We start from the raw sequence: 18,023 nt of genomic DNA on the forward strand, positions 1-18,023 counted from the left end.
GCAACCGCCGCCGAGGTCTCCCGGGCGGGTCAGCCGCAGCCGCAGCTCGCCCGGCGGGCCACCGACACGGGAAGCATCAGCGACACCGGTACCCCGGGCCGCACCGTCAGATCGCTCCCGGCGCCCGTCCCCGTCCCGTTCCGTCCGGCCAGCCGCTGGACGAGCAGCTCGACGGCGGCCTCGCCCATCCGCCGCATCGGCTGGCGGACTGTGGTGAGGGCGGGGCGGACGAGACGGCTCAGCGGGATGCCGTCGAAACCGGTCACGGCGATGTCGTCCGGGACCCGCACGCCCCGGCGTTCCAGAGCGTGCAGCGCGCCGACGGCCATCTGGTCGTTGGCGAAGAGCATGCCCTGCGGTGGGGGCGTGCCTTCGGCGGCGGCGCGGTCGAGCAGCGCGTCGGCGGCCCGTGCGCCCTCCGCCTGGGTCATCGTCGGCGCCCGCAGATCGGGTACGTCCCCCACGGGGACCCCCGCCGCCGCGCATGCCGCACGGTAGCCCCGGAAGCGGGCCGCGACGTCCGGGGAGTCCTCGGCGCTGCCGATGAACGCGAGCCGGCTCAGTCCGTGATCGGCCAGGAGGTGCCGGGTGAGCTCGCGCTCGCCGTACTCGTTGGCGACCTCGATGTGGTCGAGATGATCGAGCTGCTCGGACTCACGGGGACCGGCGAGCATCACGACCGGCAGCCGCCGGGACATGACCTCCAGGTCCTCGGTGGGCACGGTCCGCGCCAGTACGGCGAAGCCGTCCACCCGGCCCGCGACCTTGGCGACCAGGCTCTCCGGCCCGACCTTGAGCGAGGCGGCGATCAGCAGCGCGTAGCCGTGGCGCCGGGCGGCGCGTTCCATCCCGCGGATGATCTGGTCCGAGTACAGCATCGCGGCGTCGTCGTCGTCCGATTCCCCCGCCTCCGACTCGGTGTCGGGGTCGGAGGAGTCCGGGAAGCAGAGTCCGAGGACGCCGGTCGACCGGCTCGCCAGCCCCCGGGCGTTCCCGCTCGGTACGTAGCCCAGTTCGCGGGCGGCGGCGAGCACCCGGTCCCGGGTCTGCTGCCGTACGGAGTCCGGGTTGCGGTACACCCGTGACACCGTCGCGATGGAGACACCCGAGCGCTCCGCGACGTCGTACACCGTGGGGACTGTGCTCACCCGACCGACCGCCTGCCTGTTCGAACCGAATGCGCAGTACACGCGCTTTGTAAGCGCATTCACCCTAGGCGGGCGGCCCCTGTCGGGCAAGGTGGCCCGCCTTCGCTCGCGCTTCCGAGGTCTGCCCGGGTGGGCGCCCTTGCTCCCGCACAGGTCGTTCGTGGGTGCGCGGTTCCCCGCGCCCCTGGGTTTCTTGTGCTGGGCGCACTTGTTTCCTGTGCCGTCGCTCGGTGGTTTCGCGCAGTTCCCCGCGCCCCTGGATGCTGCCCCTTCGGGTTTGTCCGTCGGGTGTGGGTCGCCCTCGTCTTTTGCGCAGTTCCCCGCGCCCCTGAAGGGGCACCCCCCCTCCCCGCGCAGTCGCATGGCTGCGGGAGGGGGTGGGCGGGAATCTCTGCCCGCAGACTCCGATGCTCTTCAGCAGGACAAGGGGGACGTCCGACCGAGCGCGTTGGAGCGAGGACGGAGAATCCCGACCGGCACCGACCCGAAGAACCGACAGAACGCGCCCCAAAGGGGCGCGGGGAACTGCGCACCCACCGAGCGACGGCACAGGAACGAAGTTCGCCCAGCCGGACAGACCTGAAAAGCGCAAGCGAAGGCGACCCGCCCCCTATTCCCCCCGCCGCCGGATCTTGTTCCCCAACCACACCAGCGGATCGTACTTACGATCCGCTGCCCGTTCCTTCAGCGGGATCAGCGCATTGTCCGTGATCTTGATGCCCTCCGGGCAGACCTCCGTGCAGCACTTGGTGATGTTGCAGTAACCGAGCCCGTGCTCGTCCTGCGCGGTGGCCTTGCGGTCGAGACCGGCGGAGTCGGCCGCGTCCAGGGGATGCATGTCCAGCTCGGCGACCCGCATCAGGAACCGCGGACCGGCGAACGCCGTCTTGTTCTCCTCGTGGTCGCGGACCACATGGCAGGTGTCCTGGCACAGGAAGCACTCGATGCACTTGCGGAACTCCTGCGACCGGTCGACGTCCTCCTGGAGCATCCGGTACTCACCGGGGGCCAGGTCCGGGGGCGGCACGAACGACGGGATCTCCCGGGCCTTGGTGTAGTTGAACCCCACGTCGGTCACCAGGTCCCGGACCACGGGGAACGCCCGCAGCGGGGTCACCGTGATCGTCTCCGTACGGGAGAAGACCGACATCCGGGTCATGCACAGCAGCCGCGGCCGTCCGTTGATCTCGGCGCTGCACGACCCGCACTTGCCCGCCTTGCAGTTCCAGCGGACCGCGAGGTCGGGGGCCTGGGTGGCCTGGAGCCGGTGGATGATGTCCAGGACCACCTCGCCCTCGTTCACCTCCACCCGGAAGTCGGTGAGCTCACCGCCGCCGGTGTCCCCCCGCCAGACCCGGAAGAGCGCCTCATAACTGGTGGATGCGGTGGTCGTCACTCGTACAGCTCCTCTTCGGCGAGGTACTTGACCAGCTCCTCCTTGTCGAAGAGGGCCAGCAGGTCGGGGCGGATGGGTTCCGTCTCCACCCGGGACAGCTCGATCCGGGGACGGCGCGGATCGCCGGTCTGCTCCGCCCCGGACGGGTCGGTGAGGGCGCACAGCAGGTTCACGTTCCGCCAGGCGCGGTCCATCCCGGGACGGTCCTCGCGGGTGTGGCCGCCCCGGCTCTCGGTGCGTTCGAGGGCGGCCCGCGCCACGCACTCGCTGACCAGCAGCATGTTCCGCAGGTCGAGCGCGAGGTGCCAGCCCGGGTTGAACTGCCGGTGCCCCTCCACGACCACGTCGCGGGCCCGGACCCGCAGATCCGCCAGCCGCTCCAGCGCGTCGGCCATCTCGCCCTCGCGCCGGATGATGCCGACCAGGTCGTTCATCGTCTGCTGGAGCTCCTGGTGCAGCGTGTACGGGTTCTCCGGCCCGGCCGCACCCGGCCTGCCGGTCGTACCGGCCGCGCGGGTCGTACCGGACGCACCCGACGCCTCCCCCGCGCCGAAGGGGCGCAGGGCCTCCTCCACCGCCGCGCTGATCTGGGCCTCGTCCGCGACCGGGCGTTCGTCCTTGAAGCGGGCCGCGTACCGCGCCGCGTGCAGCCCCGCGCGGCGGCCGAAGACCAGCAGGTCGGAGAGGGAGTTGCCGCCGAGGCGGTTGGAGCCGTGCATCCCGCCCGCGACCTCACCCGCGGCGAACAGTCCCGGCACGCCCCGGGCCGCGGCCGTGTCCGACTCGACGGCGATCCCGCCCATCACGTAGTGACAGGTCGGGCCGACCTCCATCGGCTCGGCCGTGATGTCGACGTCCGCCAGCTCCTTGAACTGGTGGTACATGGACGGCAGCCGCCGCCGGATGGCCTCCGCGGGCATCCGGGTGGACACATCGAGGAAGACCCCGCCGTGCGGGGAGCCCCGGCCCGCCTTGACCTCGGAGTTGATCGCCCGGGCCACCTCGTCCCGGGGGAGGAGCTCAGGTGGCCGGCGGTTGTGGTCCGGGTCCTCGTACCAGCGGTCGCCCTCCGCCTCCGTCTGCGCGTACTTCTCCTTGAAGACGTCCGGGATGTAGTCGAACATGAACCGTTTGCCCTCGGAGTTGCGCAGCACCCCGCCGTCCCCGCGGACCGACTCCGTGACGAGGATGCCCTTCACCGACGGCGGCCAGACCATGCCCGTCGGATGGAACTGCACGAACTCCATGTTCAGCAGCGGAGCCCCCGCGAGCAGCGCGAGCGCGTGCCCGTCGCCCGTGTACTCCCATGAGTTCGAGGTGACCTTGAAGGACTTGCCGATCCCGCCGGTCGCGATGATCACCGCCGGTGCCTCGATCACGAAGAACCGCCCGGTCTCCCGCTCGTAGCAGAAGACCCCCGCGACCTTGCCGTCCGGGCCCTTCAGCACCCGGGTGACCGTGCACTCCTGGTAGACCTTCAGACAGCACTCGTGGTCGCCGGACTCCAGCGCCGCGTGCTGCTGGAGGGAGACGATCTTCTGCTGGAGGGTGCGGATCAGCTCAAGGCCCGTACGGTCGCCGACATGGGCGAGCCTCGGGTACTCGTGGCCGCCGAAGTTCCGCTGGGAGATCCGGCCGTCCCGGGTCCGGTCGAAGAGCGCGCCCCAGGTCTCCAGTTCCCATACCCGGTCAGGGGCCTCCTGGGCGTGCAGCTCCGCCATCCGCCACTGGTTGAGGAACTTCCCGCCGCGCATCGTGTCCCGGAAGTGGACCTTCCAGTTGTCGCCGGAGTTCACATTGCCCATCGCCGCGGCGATACCGCCCTCGGCCATGACCGTGTGCGCCTTGCCGAACAGCGACTTGCAGATCACCGCGGTGCGCAGCCCCTGTTCACGGGCCTCGATCGCCGCCCGCAGCCCGGCGCCACCGGCGCCGACGACGACGACGTCCCACTGCTGCCGTTCCACCTGAACCATCAGAACAACCTCGGATCGTCAAAAGCACCACTGGCCAGGAGATACACATAGAAGTCGGCGAGTCCCACACTCACCAGGGACGCCCATGCGAGCTGCATATGACGGGCGTTGAGTCTGCCGACCCAGCCCCACAGCCGGTAGCGCACCGGGTGCTTCGAGAAGTGCTTCAGCCGGCCGCCGACGATATGGCGGCAGGAGTGACAGGACAGCGTGTACGCCCAGATCAGCGCGACGTTGACGAGGAACACCAGCGAACCGAGGCCCATATGGCCCCACGCGTAGTGCTCGTCGCGGAACGTGAGGACGGTGTCGTACGTGAGGATCACGGCGACCAGCAGCGCCGCGTAGAAGAAGTACCGGTGCAGGTTCTGGAGGATGAGCGGGAAGCGCGTCTCACCCGAGTACTTCTTGTGCGGCTCGGCCACCGCGCAGGCGGGCGGCGACGCCCAGAAGCCGCGGTAGTACGCCTTGCGGTAGTAGTAGCAGGTCAGCCGGAAGCCCAGCGGGAAGACCAGGATGATCAGGGCGGGGGACAGTCCCCACCAGCTGCCGATGATCTCCAGATTGGGCCCGTCGCGCATCGGCGCGCAGTTCTCGGCGAGGCAGGGGGAGTAGAACGGGGACACGTACGGGGCTGCGTAGTAGTCGGTGTTCGCGAACGCGCGCCAGGTCGAGTAGACGATGAAGGCGAGCAGCCCGGCCGCTGTTCCGGCGGGCGCGAGCCACCAGCGATCGGTCCGCAGATGCGCTGCGCCGATCGCGGCGCGGGTGCCCGTGCGGACACCACCGCGCTGGATGGGGGGTTCCGTGCCAGTGGCCAACGAGGACTCCACTCGGGTCGGGACTCGGACTCGAATCGCCCCCGGGCCGGCGGTGGCTCAGGGGGCTTGACGGGCCCGGGCGCCGAGTCCCTCGTCGTCCGAGTCCGTCCACAGCGAGCTGTCGTACGGGGTGTCGGGAATCCGTACGATGTCCGGCCGGTCGGCCGGACGGGGTGGTACGGCGCGGTGCTGAGGGACACCGCCCCTGGTGACTGGTCCGCCGCCCGCGGTCATGAGCTCCCGGAGGAGTTCCACGCTCTCGCGCAGATGGGCGGCGTCGGTCCGGACCCGTCTGACCTCCAGTGCTTCCCGGCCGATCCGGTCCGTGAGCTGTCCCACGGTCCGTGTGAGGTCGTCGATGCAGCGCTGTACAGCCGTCAAGTCATCCTGAACTGACATGATTTGCCCTCTCTTCCGCAGTCGCGGGCGGCAACGTTCATGCGACTGTGAGTGTTCCGTGTCACATCACGGGTTGGGAAGACACCGGCCGCGCTTTCTTGACACTGGCCGGTACTTGTGGGTTGCACGGTGCGGATGGGGCTGTTCGTGCGCAGGTGGGGGACCCGCGGAACGCCTTCGGCGCGGTTCGGTGGTCCTCGCGTGGCTGACCGGTTCGCCTCCGGTCGGTCCTCGGTCGGCGCCCCCGGGTCCGCCCTCCGGCCGTGACTGTCCCGGTGCGGGTCGCCCTCGCTCGCGGCCGTGGGGTCCACCGGTGGATGCACTTGGCCCTGTGCGGGTCGTTCGTGGGTGCGCGGTTCCCCGCGCCCCTCAGGCCGTCCCCGGCTGGAGTGCTTGTTCCTGCGCCGTCGCTCGGTGGGTGCGCGGTTCCTCGCGCCGCTGAGGTCTGTCCGGGTGGGCGTACTTGTCCTGTGCGGGCCTGGCGGGGGTGGGGTCCTCCCGGGGGCCGGTGGGGGTGCCCCCGGCCCCAGGACACCGCCTCCGCCGCCACGGCGCCCGCCGCACCGGCGGTTCCGTTGCGCCGCGCGGGTGAGGTTCCGGCGGGTGTCGCCGTGTCGTGGCCGGGGCGCGCGCCGCTTCGGGTTCCGTGGAGCCGTCGGCCATACATGTGATCAGCGCCAAATCACACCGACGCGACCAGTCCACCCGCACTGAACGTGATCACACCGACCCCTGCCGGGAGGCGCCGTACCCCCGGGGGCCGGGCGACCCCGGAGGTACACGGATGTCCCACGACGGCCTCAGCACGCGCGCGGTGATGCGCTCGGTCGCCTTCCTGACGGCGGGCGCCCTCACGCTCCCGGTCCTCACGGCGTGCAGCTCGGACGACCGGGCCTCGGCACCCGCCGCCGCCCAGGACATCGCCCTCACCCCCCGCGACAAGGTCGCCGACGGGGCCACGCTCACCTGGGCCGTGGACGCCCTCCCCGAGACCCTCAACGCCTTCCAGGCCGACGCCGACGCCGCCACCACCCGGGTGGCCCAGGCCACCCTGCCCGCGATGTTCCGTCTCGACGCCCAGGGCCGCCCCCAGCGCGACCCCGACTTCCTGGAGTCCGCCGAGGTCGTCGAGACCGAACCGCGCCAGGTCGTCCTCTACAAGCTCAACCAGCAGGCGGTGTGGAGCGACGGCCGGGAGATCGGCGCCGACGACTTCGCCGCCCAGTGGCGCGCCCTGTCCGGCAAGGACACCGCGTACTGGACGGCCCGCAACGCGGGCTACGAACGCATCGAACGTATCGACCGGGGCGCGAACAACCTGGAGGTACGGGTCACCTTCGCCAAGCCCTTCGCCGACTGGCGCGCGCTGTTCACCCCGCTGTACCCCAAGGACGTGATGGGCACGCCCGACAGCTTCAACGACGGGGCGCGCGGCAAGCTGAAGGTGTCCGCGGGCCCCTTCGCCGTGCAGAAGTTCGACACCAAGGCGGGCGAGGCCACCCTCCAGCGCAGCGCCCGCTGGTGGGGTGGCCCCGCCAAACTCGACAAGCTCGTCCTGCGGGCCGTCCCCCGCGACAAGCGGGCCGCCGCGCTCGCCGCGGGCAAGGTCGACCTGGCCGAGGTCGATCCCGGTGAGGCCCGCCGGATCGCCCTCGCCGCCCGCGACCGGGGCACCTCCGGCCCGCTCGCCCACGGCCCCGGCGCGGCGATCACCCCCGGCCAGGCCCTGCGTTCCTGGGCCCTCGCCCACGGTGAGGACGAGGAGGCGGCCGAGGCGGAGCAGCTCGCCCGGGCCCGTACCCGCAAGGCCGTCGAGAAGTACGCCGACGAGCAGGCCGGACTGCGCGACCTCACCGTCCGCAAGTCACTGGAACCCGCCTACACCCAGCTGGCCCTCAACGGCTCCACCGGTCCCCTGTCCGACGAACGGGTCCGCCGCGCGGTGGCCCGCGCGCTGGACCGCGCCGAGCTCGCGTCCGTCGTCCTGTCGCCGCTCGGGCTGCCCGCGAAGCCCGTCGGCAGCCATCTCGCGCTCGCCGGACAGCCCGCCTACACCGACAGCAGCGGCGCGCTCGGCAAGCAGGACACCGCCGAGGCCCGGGCCCTGCTCGCGGACGCGGGCTGGGTCCCCGGCGGCCCGGTCAAGGGCACCAAGGACGCCAAGGACGCCAAGGAGAAGGCGGAGGACGACGCGAAGAAGGCCGGGGCCGACCCGGACAAGGCATCGGGATCAGGCCAGGACGGCTCCGACGGCGCGTACATCGTGGGCCGGGACGACCCCAAGCCCGGCGACCTCCCCGTGTCGCTCCCCGCGCCCGCCGCCGCGGCCCAGCGGACCGCCGTCGCGCGTCAGGCGGCCCTGTTCGCCCCGGCCGCCGGGGAGGACGGCGAGCAGGCCCGCCGCCAGGACGGACCCCAGCGGATCGGGCAGGGCGGCGCCCCCGGCGCCTACGCGCCCAAGGGCACCGCCGCACCCCGGGACCCCAGCGCCGGCGCGTCCCCCGCCGAGGCCGCGGCCGGACCGCTCGCCAAGGACGGCAAGCCGCTGACCCTGCGGTTCGTCCTGCCCTCCGGACCCGGCTCCGAGGCCCTGCGGGCCGTGGGGGAGCGGATCTCCCGGATGCTGGAGCGGATCGGCATCCGCACCGAGACCACGAAGGTCGCGGACGACAGCTACTTCAAGGACCACATCGCCTCCGGGCAGTACGACCTGGCCCTCTACTCATGGCCGGGAACCGCCTATCCCGCGACGGACGCCCGGCCCATCTACGCCAAGCCCGTGCCCGCCGCCGACGGCTCGCTCAACGTGGAGCAGAACTACACCCGGGTCGGCACCGACCACATCGACCAGCTGCTCGACCAGGCGTCGAGCGAGCTGGACGAGAAGCGGTCGCGGGACCTGGTGCGCCAGGCCGACGCCCGTATCTGGGCGGCGGCCGGCTCGATCCCGCTCTACCAGCGCCCCGAGCTCGTCGCCGTCCGTAAGAACGTCGTCAACGCGGGCGCCTTCGGCTTCGAGACCCCGATCTACCAGAACATCGGCCTCGCCAAGTCCCCCGGCCGGAAGTAGCGCCTCCGGCCGTTCCCCGACCGGCCCCCGGTCCATGACCCGACCGGGCCAGGCCCCCACCGGCCCGTGACCTGGCCGAACAGCGACCCCCGGCCCAGGCCCCGCCCGGAGCACGAACACCGGCGCGGGGCCTCGGCCGTCCGCACCAGAACCCTCAGAACTCCCTCAAATCCCTTGCCGCCCCCCGCACGGGCCCTGCACTGTCGAACCACCCCCCATTGACCCCCGGAAATCACCCGGACCAGCGGATTCCCCCCAGATCCGCCTCCCCGCCCCGCGGGCTGCGTGGCCGCCGTCCCCCACGACCCGCGGAGGCCACCCCCCGCGGGGCCCCGTACGATGGGGTGAGGCCGTGGCGTGTCCAGCCCGGCATGGCGCCGTACAGCAGTCGTACGAGCAGCCGTCCACTCACCCCGGGAGAAGCGCCGCAATATGGCCACGCGCCACGACATCCGCAACGTCGCCATCGTCGCCCACGTCGACCACGGCAAGACCACACTCGTCGACGCCATGCTCAAGCAGGCGGGAGCTTTCGCCGCGCACCAGCATGTCGACGACCGGGTCATGGACTCGAACGACCTGGAGCGTGAGAAGGGGATCACGATCCTCGCCAAGAACACGGCCGTGAAGTACCACCCCAAGGCCGGTGGCGACCCGATCACCATCAACATCATCGACACCCCCGGCCACGCCGACTTCGGCGGCGAGGTCGAGCGCGGTCTGTCGATGGTCGACGGCGTCGTCCTGCTGGTGGACGCGTCGGAGGGCCCCCTCCCGCAGACCCGGTTCGTGCTGCGCAAGGCGCTGACCGCGAAGCTCCCCGTGATCCTCTGCATCAACAAGACGGACCGCCCGGACTCCCGTATCGACGAGGTCGTCAACGAGACGTACGACCTCTTCCTGGACCTCGACGCCGACGAGGACCAGATCGAGTTCCCGATCGTCTACGCCTGCGCGCGGGACGGCATCGCCTCGCTGACCAAGCCGGAGAACGGCACGGTCCCGCCCGACAGCACCAGCCTGGAGCCGTTCTTCTCCACGATCCTGGACACCATCCCGGCCCCCTCGTACGACGAGCAGGCCCCGCTCCAGGCGCATGTCACCAACCTGGACGCCGACAACTTCCTCGGCCGTATCGCGCTGCTCCGGGTCGAGCAGGGCGAGCTGCGCAAGGGCCAGACCGTCGCGTGGATCAAGCGTGACGGCACCGTGTCGAACGTCCGGATCAGCGAGCTGCTGATGACGGAGGCGCTGACCCGCAAGCCCGCCGAGGTCGCCGGTCCCGGCGACATCTGCGCCGTCGCCGGTATCCCCGACATCATGATCGGCGAGACCCTCGCGGACCCCGAGAACCCGGTGGCGCTGCCGCTGATCACGGTGGACGAGCCCGCGATCTCGATGACCATCGGTACCAACAACTCGCCGCTGGTCGGCCGGGGCGCGACCGGCAAGGGCGCGTCGACCGCCGTGGTCAAGGACCGCAAGGTCACCGCGCGGCTGGTCAAGGACCGCCTGGAGCGCGAGCTGGTCGGTAACGTCAGCCTGCGCGTCCTGCCCACCGAGCGTCCCGACACCTGGGAGGTCCAGGGCCGCGGCGAGCTGGCGCTGGCGATCCTGGTGGAGACCATGCGCCGGGAAGGCTTCGAGCTGACCATCGGCAAGCCGCAGGTCGTCACCAAGGAGGTCGACGGCAAGGTCCACGAGCCGATCGAGCGGATCACGATCGACGTGCCCGAGGAGCACATGGGCGCGGTCACGCAGCTCATGGGCACCCGCAAGGGCCGGATGGACAACATGTCGAACCACGGCTCCGGCTGGGTGCGCATGGAGTTCATCGTCCCGTCCCGCGGTCTGATCGGCTTCCGTACGGAGTTCCTGACCGGGACGCGCGGTACGGGTATCGCGCACTCCATCCACGAGGGCCACGAGCCGTGGTTCGGCGAGCTGAAGACCCGGAACAACGGCTCCCTGGTGGCGGACCGCGCCGGCGCGGTCACCGCGTTCGCGATGACCAACCTCCAGGAGCGCGGTGTCCTCTTCATCGAGCCCGGTACGGAGGTGTACGAGGGCATGATCGTCGGGGAGAACTCCCGGATGGACGACATGGACGTGAACATCACCAAGGAGAAGAAGCTCACGAACATGCGGTCGTCCAACGCGGACGTCTCCGAGTCGATCGTGCCGCCGCGCAAGCTGTCGCTCGAGCAGTCCCTGGAGTTCTGCCGCGACGACGAGTGCGTCGAGGTGACTCCCGAGGCGGTGCGTATCCGCAAGGTGAACCTGGACGGGCGTGAGCGCGCGCGGGCCGCGAGCCGCGCCAAGCACGGCTGATCGTTTCTCCCTCGCATCGTGACGCGGCCCCCCGGCCCTTCGGCCGGGGGGCCGTCACATGCCCGCACGACGGCACGCACGGTGACGGCGGCGGGTCTCCCGGGGCGCGCTCCGACCGCACGGCCGCCGACGCACGCCGATCGCGCCGACGGTGACGGAGTGTGACCGGGACGGCCGCCGCGGCGATGATCAGGGCCGCTGGGCCGGGCCGCCCCGGGATATGACAGATCCGGGACGGGTGACGGCTCGCGGCGCGGTCGTACGGAAGCCGGGTCCCGCTGACCGACGGGTCAGGAGCGGGAGGCGCAACCGGGCCGGATACGGGGCGAGTTGGACATCCGACCGGCATGGCGGCGGTCGACAGGCCGTACCGGTGTGTTAGGGGAAGACCCCTGCGGGGTAGCGTTCTACGCGCGGGGACCGGGGCGCCACGTCCGCACCGCTCCCCTCCTGTTCGGGTGATTGTTGCTTATCTCACCTTACGCCCGGCTACGCAACCGCTTTTCCTCCCGATGTTGTCCGAAATGCGGACACCGTTGACCGATAGATATGTAACACGTCCGTTTCGCGGCCATCTATATCGGATCGGTTTGTCCGGATTTTGGGAGAAGTACACATCAGGTGTGATCTAACCGAGACCAAAAGAGTGTGGTCGGGCCGTAGTCCATGGCTAATAGTTGACCGCGTAGAGCTCGGGTCAATGGGTCACGCGCTGTGGGGAGCGCCGACTCACGAGCACACTTGGGTACCCGATCGTCGCCGTCAGGGGTGTCGGCGTGATCGGAAGTGCCCTCATTCGCAGTGAACCAAGTGGACTCATGAGGAGGAAAACCCATGCGCGGTGCCAAGAGCGCCAAGTGGGTCGCCATAGCAGCGGTTGTGGCGCTGGGTGCAACCGCCTGTGGCGGCGGCGAGAGCGGCGGCAAGGACAGCGGCAACAAGGGTGCGGTCGACCCGAACGCCAAGTTCTCCGTAGAGGTGGGCGAGCCGGAGAACCCGCTTCAGCCGGCCAACACCATGGAGTCCAACGGCAGCATCGTCACTCGCGCGCTGTTCTCACAGCTCGTGAACTACGACGCCAAGGGCAACATCGAGATGGTCAACGCCGAGTCGGTGGAGACCAAGGACAACAAGACCTACACGGTCAAGCTGAAGGCCGGCTGGAAGTTCCACGACGGCACCCCCGTCACCGCCGAGTCGTACGTCAAGGCGTGGAACTGGGCCGCGAACCCGAAGAACAAGCAGAAGAACAGCTTCTGGTTCTCCGACATCAAGGGTTACGCCGAGGTCTCGCCCACCAAGGGCGCCCCCAAGGCCACCGAGCTGTCCGGTCTGAAGGTCGTCGACGAGACCTCCTTCACGATCGAGCTGTCCACCCCCATCCCGTACTACGTGTACAAGCTGGGCTACGAGGTCTTCTCGCCGCTTCCCGAGTCCTTCTACGCGGACCCCGCGAAGGCGGGCCAGAAGCCCGTCGGCAACGGCCCGTACAAGTTCGTGAACTGGCAGCACAAGAAGCAGATCGAGGTGGCGCGCTACGACGCGTACACCGGTCCTGACAAGGCCAAGAACGGTGGTGTGCTCTTCAAGAACTACACCAACCTGGAGACGGCCTACGAGGACCTGAAGTCGGGCAACGTCGACGTCCTGCGTCAGATCGCCCCGAAGGACCTGCCGGTCTACAAGCAGGACCTCGGTGACCGCGCGGTCGACGGTTCGAACTCGGCGATCCAGACGATCGCTCCCGCGTTCTACACCGACCAGTTCAAGGACATCGACCCCAAGGTCGTCAAGGGCCTGTCGATGGCGATCGACCGGGAGACCATCACCAAGACGGTCCTCCAGGGCACTCGCGAGCCCGCGACCGGCTGGGTCGCCCAGGGTGTCCTCGGCTACCAGGAGAACGCCGCCGGCGACGCCGTCAAGTTCGACCCCGCGAAGGCCAAGGCCCTCATCAAGGAGGGTGGCGGCGTCCCGGGCAACAAGATCACCATCCAGTTCAACGCGGACGGCGGTCACAAGGAGTGGGTCGAGGCCGTCTGCGGCTCGATCACCCAGGCGACCGGTGTCGCGTGCACCGGTGACTCCAAGCCGGACTTCCAGGCCGACCTCCAGGCGCGCGCCGCCGAGCAGGTCAAGTCCCTGTACCGCAGTGGCTGGAACCTGGACTTCCCGATGAACGCCAACTTCATCCGGGACCTGTTCGGGACGAGCTCCGACGGCAACCAGAGCGGCTTCTCCAACAAGGAGATCGACGCTCTGATCAAGGCCGCCGACGGCGCCAAGTCGCTGGAGGAGTCCACGAAGCTGTACCAGGAGCTGGAGAAGAAGCTTCCCGAGTACATGCCGAGCATCCCGCTCTGGTACTACAAGGTCAACGCTGGTTACTCCGAGAACGTCAGCGACGTCAAGTACAACCAGAAGGGCGACCCCGTTCTGACGGACGTCCAGGTCAAGAAGTAACCGCAAACAGCCCGTGACCCCACGGGACCGGCCCACGCGGCCGGTCCCGTCGTGGGACGGACGGGCGGCCGGGGGGCCCTTTCCCCGCGAACTCAGCAGGTTCGCGAGGAAGGGGCCTGACGGCTGCCGCTGTGACTGACATGGAGGCACGATGGGGCGTTATGTCGCACGACGACTGCTCCAGATGATCCCGGTTTTCATCGGGACGACCCTGCTGATCTTCCTCATGGTCTACGCCCTGCCCGGTGACCCCGTGCGCGGGCTCTTCGGTGACAAGGGCGGCAGCGAAGCGACGATCGCCGCGCTGAGACGTGAGTACGGCTTCGACCAGCCGATCCTCGTGCAGTACTTCAATTACATGAAGGACATGGTCCTGCACGCCGACTTCGGTACGCAGGTCGCCAGCGGGCGGCCGGTGACCGAGATCCTGGGCGAGGCGTTCCCGGTGACGGTGCGGCTCGCCGCCATCGCGTTCACCATCGAGGTGATCCTCGGTATCGGTCTCGGCGTCATCGCCGGTATGAAGGCCGGAAAGCTCGCCGACACCCTGATCCTGCTCTTCTCGCTGCTGCTGATCTCGGTCCCGGTGTTCGTCCTCGGCTTCATCTTCAAGACGGTGTTCGCCTTCCAGCTCGGCTGGCTGGAGCCGAACGTCAACGACTCCATGAACATGGGCGAACTACTGATGCCGGCCATCGTGCTGGCCGCGGTCTCCCTGGCCTATGTGGGGCGTCTGACCCGTACCTCCGTCGCGGAGAACCTGCGCGCCGACTACATCCGCACCGCCGTCGCCAAGGGCCTGCCCAAGCGCCGGGTGGTGGGTGTGCACCTGATGCGCAACTCGCTGATCCCCGTGGTCACCTTCCTCGGCACCGACATCGGCGCCCTGATGGGCGGCGCGGTCATCACCGAGGGCCTGTTCAACATCCAGGGCGTGGGCGGCACGATCTTCGACTCCATCCAGCGCCGCGAGGGCACGACCCTGGTCGGCCTGGTGACCGTCCTGGTCCTCATCTACCTCGCCGCCAGCCTGATCGTCGACCTGCTGTACGCGGTCCTGGACCCGAGGATTCGCTATGCCTGATCTGACAAAGACCGCCGCCGACGCCGCCGTGCAGGAATCCGTTCCCACGGTGGAACAGGCACCGCAGCCGAAGGCGGAGAAGGCACGCAGCCTCTGGGGCGACGCCTGGATCGATCTGCGACGCAACCCCATCTTCATCGTCTCCACGGTGATGATCGCCCTTCTGCTGGCGATCACGGCCTTCCCCGGCCTGTTCACCAGCGCCGACCCGATCGTCGGCGACCTCCAGAACAACTTCCTGAGGAAGCCCGAGCTCGGGCACTTCTTCGCACCGGAATGGCTCGGGTATGACGGTCAGGGCCGCAGCGTCTATGCCCGTGCCATCTACGGCACTCGTGCCTCCGTCATGGTCGGCATCGGCACCACCGTGCTGGTGACCCTGCTCGGCGGGATCATGGGCATGCTCGCCGGTTACTACGGCGGGATCATCGACTCGATCCTGTCGCGACTGACCGACATCTTCTTCGGTATCCCGTTCCTGCTCGGCGCGATGGTCGTCCTGAACTCGTTCACGGACCGCACCGTCCCGATCGTCATCGGCGCGCTGGCCTTCCTGGGCTGGACGCAGACCGCGCGCGTCATGCGCGGTTCGGTGATCACCATCAAGCAGGCCGACTACGTCCAGGCCGCCAAGGCGCTCGGCGCGGACACCAAGCGGATCCTCTTCCGCCACATCCTGCCGAACGCCGTCGCGCCCGTGATCGTCGTCGCCACCATCTCGCTGGGTGTCTACATCTCGGCGGAGGCCACGCTGTCCTACCTGGGCCTCGGCCTGAGCGGCGTGTCATGGGGCAACGACATCTCCACGGGCGGCAACCAGATCCGTGTGGCGCAGCACATCATGCTGTACCCGTCGATCCTGCTCAGCATCACGGTGCTGTCGTTCATCATGCTCGGTGAGGCCGTCCGCAACGCCCTTGACCCGAAGACACGCTGAGGGAGGCGTACGTGACCACCATCGAGAAGACCGCACCGGTCCCGGGTCCCCGGGACGCCGCCGAACAGGGCGGACCCCTGCTGGACGTCCGTGACCTGCACGTCGAGTTCCACACCCGTGACGGAGTGGTCAAGGCCGTCAACGGCGTCAACTACAGCGTCGACGCGGGCGAGACCCTGGCCGTGCTCGGTGAGTCCGGCTCGGGCAAGTCGGTGACCGCGCAGGCGGTCATGGGCATCCTCGACATGCCGCCGGCGAAGATCCCGCAGGGCCAGATCCTCTACCGCGGCCAGGACATGCTCACCATGTCCGGCGAGGAGCGGCGCAAGATCCGCGGCCAGAAGATCGCCATGATCTTCCAGGACGCCCTGTCCTCGCTCAACCCGGTCCTCAGCGTCGGCTACCAGCTCGGCGAGATGTTCCGGGTCCACCAGGGAATGTCCAAGAAGGCGGCCAAGGCCAAGTCCATCGAACTGATGGACCGGGTCAAGATCCCGGCCGCCTCCTCCCGGGTCAGCGACTACCCCCACCAGTTCTCGGGCGGTATGCGCCAGCGCATCATGATCGCGATGGCGCTCGCCCTGGAGCCGGACCTGATCATCGCGGACGAGCCGACCACGGCCCTCGACGTGACGGTCCAGGCCCAGGTCATGGACCTGCTCGCGGAGCTCCAGCGCGAGTACAACATGGGCCTGATCCTCATCACCCACGACCTCGGTGTCGTCGCGGACGTCGCCGACAAGATCGCGGTGATGTACGCGGGCCGGATCGTCGAGACCGCGCCGGTCCACGAGCTGTACAAGCGCCCCGCGCACCCGTACACCAAGGGCCTGCTCGAATCGATCCCGCGCCTCGATCAGAAGGGCCAGGAGCTCTTCGCGACGCGATCAAGGGCCTGCCGCCCAACCTGCTGCGGGTCCCGAGCGGCTGCGCCTTCAACCCGCGCTGTGTGATGGCGCAGGACGAGTGCCGCACCGATGTCCCCGTGCTGCACGCGGTGACCGAGCGGGACGGCTCCGCACTCCCGGGCCGCCGCTCCGCCTGCCACTTCTGGAAGGAGACGATCCATGGCTGACTCCCCGAAGCTCTCGAAGTCCGGCGAGCCGCAGGACGCCGCCGTCATGCCGAACGTCTCCGGTGTGACCGTGGTCGACGCCCACTCCGAGGCCGAGGCGGTCGCCGCGGTCGAGGCGCCGGCCGAACGCGGTGAGCCGATCCTCCAGGTCCGCGGGCTGAAGAAGCACTTCCCGCTGACCCAGGGCATCCTCTTCAAGAAGCAGATCGGCGCGGTCAAGGCCGTCGACGGTGTCGACTTCGACCTGTACCAGGGCGAGACGCTCGGCATCGTGGGTGAGTCCGGCTGCGGCAAGTCGACCGTCGCCAAGCTGCTGATGACCCTGGAGCGGGCCACCGCCGGTGAGGTCTTCTACAAGGGCCAGGACATCACCCGGCTGTCGGGGCGCGCGCTGAAGGCGGTGCGCCGCAACATCCAGATGGTGTTCCAGGACCCGTACACCTCGCTGAACCCCCGGATGACGGTCGGCGACATCATCGGTGAGCCGTACGACATCCACCCCGAGGTGGCGCCCAAGGGCGACCGGCGCCGCAAGGTGCAGGAACTCCTGGACGTGGTGGGGCTCAACCCGGAGTACATCAACCGGTACCCGCACCAGTTCTCCGGCGGTCAGCGCCAGCGCATCGGCATCGCCCGCGGCCTCGCGCTGAACCCCGAGATCATCATCTGCGACGAGCCGGTCTCCGCGCTCGACGTGTCCGTGCAGGCGCAGGTCATCAACCTGATGGCCAAGCTCCAGGACGAGTTCAACCTGTCCTACCTGTTCATCGCGCACGACCTCTCGATCGTCCGGCACATCTCGGACCGGGTCGGGGTGATGTACCTCGGCAAGATCGCCGAGATCGGTACGGACACGGAGATCTACGACCACCCGACACATCCGTACACCCAGGCGCTGCTGTCGGCGGTGCCGGTCCCGGACCCCGAGGCCCGCGAGAACCGTGAGCGGATCATCCTCACCGGGGATGTGCCGTCACCGGCGAACCCGCCGTCCGGCTGCCGGTTCCGTACCCGCTGCTGGAAGGCGGAGGAGCGGTGTGCGGAGGAGGTGCCGTTGCTGGCGATCCCCGAGCGGTTCCAGGGGTCGGACTCGCCCGCGGCGCATGAGTCCGCGTGTCATTTCGCCGAGGAGATGGACGTGGTCCACGCGACCTGATCCCCCTCCCCGAAGCGCCCCCTCCTCCCGAGGGGGCGCTTTCGCGTTTCCCGGGGGCCGCGGGTCGCCTTCGCTCGCGCTTGCGGGTGCTGCCGCGTGCTGTCGCTGTCCGGGCGCGGGCCGGTTCTCGTCTTCGCGCAGTTCCCCGCGCCCCTTTGGGGGCGCTG

At 69.4% G+C, this 18,023-nt stretch carries 11 protein-coding genes and 1 pseudogene; 7 read left to right on the plus strand and 5 right to left on the minus strand.

All coding sequences use genetic code 11. From position 1 onward, the window contains the following. Positions 1–29 precede the first annotated feature (29 nt). From AB852_RS07005 to AB852_RS07025, 5 genes are all read right to left on the minus strand, one after another. A complete protein-coding gene (locus AB852_RS07005) occupies positions 30–1,148 on the minus strand; it encodes a LacI family DNA-binding transcriptional regulator (protein WP_073785580.1) in 1,119 nt (372 codons plus the stop codon). A gap of 610 nt (positions 1,149–1,758) precedes the next feature. Beyond that, positions 1,759–2,544, minus strand: coding sequence for a succinate dehydrogenase/fumarate reductase iron-sulfur subunit (locus AB852_RS07010; RefSeq protein WP_073784571.1), 786 nt, complete (start codon positions 2,542–2,544; stop codon positions 1,759–1,761). After that, complete coding sequence (locus tag AB852_RS07015; protein WP_073784573.1) at positions 2,541–4,520, minus strand: fumarate reductase/succinate dehydrogenase flavoprotein subunit; 1,980 nt, start codon at positions 4,518–4,520, stop codon at positions 2,541–2,543. The genes AB852_RS07010 and AB852_RS07015 overlap by 4 nt, the downstream gene beginning before the upstream one ends. Beyond that, a complete protein-coding gene (locus AB852_RS07020) occupies positions 4,520–5,341 on the minus strand; it encodes a hypothetical protein (RefSeq protein WP_073784575.1) in 822 nt (273 codons plus the stop codon). Before AB852_RS07020 ends, AB852_RS07015 begins: the two co-directional genes overlap by 1 nt. 57 nt (positions 5,342–5,398) lie before the next feature. Next, entirely contained in the window at positions 5,399–5,740 is a 342-nt protein-coding gene (locus AB852_RS07025) for a hypothetical protein (protein ID WP_073784577.1), read from the minus strand. A gap of 784 nt (positions 5,741–6,524) precedes the next feature. Here AB852_RS07025 and AB852_RS07030 point away from each other — a divergent pair. The 7 genes and pseudogenes from AB852_RS07030 to AB852_RS07060 all read left to right on the plus strand — a co-directional run bounded on the left by AB852_RS07030 (position 6,525) and on the right by AB852_RS07060 (position 17,856). Next, positions 6,525–8,810, plus strand: coding sequence for an ABC transporter family substrate-binding protein (locus tag AB852_RS07030; protein ID WP_073784579.1), 2,286 nt, complete (start codon positions 6,525–6,527; stop codon positions 8,808–8,810). A gap of 432 nt (positions 8,811–9,242) precedes the next feature. Beyond that, positions 9,243–11,141, plus strand: a complete 1,899-nt coding sequence (gene typA / locus AB852_RS07035; protein WP_073784581.1) for a translational GTPase TypA — start codon at positions 9,243–9,245, stop codon at positions 11,139–11,141. 834 nt (positions 11,142–11,975) lie between these two features. Further along, entirely contained in the window at positions 11,976–13,604 is a 1,629-nt protein-coding gene (locus AB852_RS07040) for a peptide ABC transporter substrate-binding protein (RefSeq protein WP_073784583.1), read from the plus strand. Positions 13,605–13,755: 151 nt separating this feature from the next. Next, the gene (locus tag AB852_RS07045) at positions 13,756–14,688 is read left to right on the plus strand and encodes an ABC transporter permease (protein ID WP_073784586.1); all 933 of its coding nucleotides are present in this window, start codon (positions 13,756–13,758) and stop codon (positions 14,686–14,688) included. Continuing rightward, positions 14,681–15,625 carry an ABC transporter permease gene (locus AB852_RS07050; RefSeq protein WP_073784588.1) on the plus strand — a complete coding sequence of 315 codons (945 nt, stop codon included), beginning with the start codon at positions 14,681–14,683 and terminating at the stop codon, positions 15,623–15,625. Before AB852_RS07045 ends, AB852_RS07050 begins: the two co-directional genes overlap by 8 nt. Before the next feature lie 11 nt (positions 15,626–15,636). Continuing rightward, positions 15,637–16,700: pseudogene (locus AB852_RS07055) on the plus strand (ABC transporter ATP-binding protein). Beyond that, positions 16,693–17,856, plus strand: coding sequence for an ABC transporter ATP-binding protein (locus AB852_RS07060; RefSeq protein ID WP_073784590.1), 1,164 nt, complete (start codon positions 16,693–16,695; stop codon positions 17,854–17,856). Before AB852_RS07055 ends, AB852_RS07060 begins: the two are co-directional and overlap by 8 nt. Positions 17,857–18,023 lie beyond the last annotated feature (167 nt).

This window comes from Streptomyces uncialis, assembly GCF_001905345.1.
GTDB classification, from domain to species: Bacteria; Actinomycetota; Actinomycetes; order Streptomycetales; family Streptomycetaceae; genus Streptomyces; species Streptomyces uncialis.

Coding starts and splice junctions, on each gene's coding strand:
- AB852_RS07015 (WP_073784573.1), bottom strand. CDS start 4,520: ATGGTTCAGGTGGAACGGCAGCAGTGGGACGTCGTCGTCGTCGGCGCC.
- AB852_RS07025 (WP_073784577.1), bottom strand. CDS start 5,740: ATGTCAGTTCAGGATGACTTGACGGCTGTACAGCGCTGCATCGACGAC.
- AB852_RS07030 (WP_073784579.1), top strand. CDS start 6,525: ATGTCCCACGACGGCCTCAGCACGCGCGCGGTGATGCGCTCGGTCGCC.
- typA (WP_073784581.1), top strand. CDS start 9,243: ATGGCCACGCGCCACGACATCCGCAACGTCGCCATCGTCGCCCACGTC.
- AB852_RS07040 (WP_073784583.1), top strand. CDS start 11,976: ATGCGCGGTGCCAAGAGCGCCAAGTGGGTCGCCATAGCAGCGGTTGTG.
- AB852_RS07045 (WP_073784586.1), top strand. CDS start 13,756: ATGGGGCGTTATGTCGCACGACGACTGCTCCAGATGATCCCGGTTTTC.
- AB852_RS07050 (WP_073784588.1), top strand. CDS start 14,681: ATGCCTGATCTGACAAAGACCGCCGCCGACGCCGCCGTGCAGGAATCC.
- AB852_RS07060 (WP_073784590.1), top strand. CDS start 16,693: ATGGCTGACTCCCCGAAGCTCTCGAAGTCCGGCGAGCCGCAGGACGCC.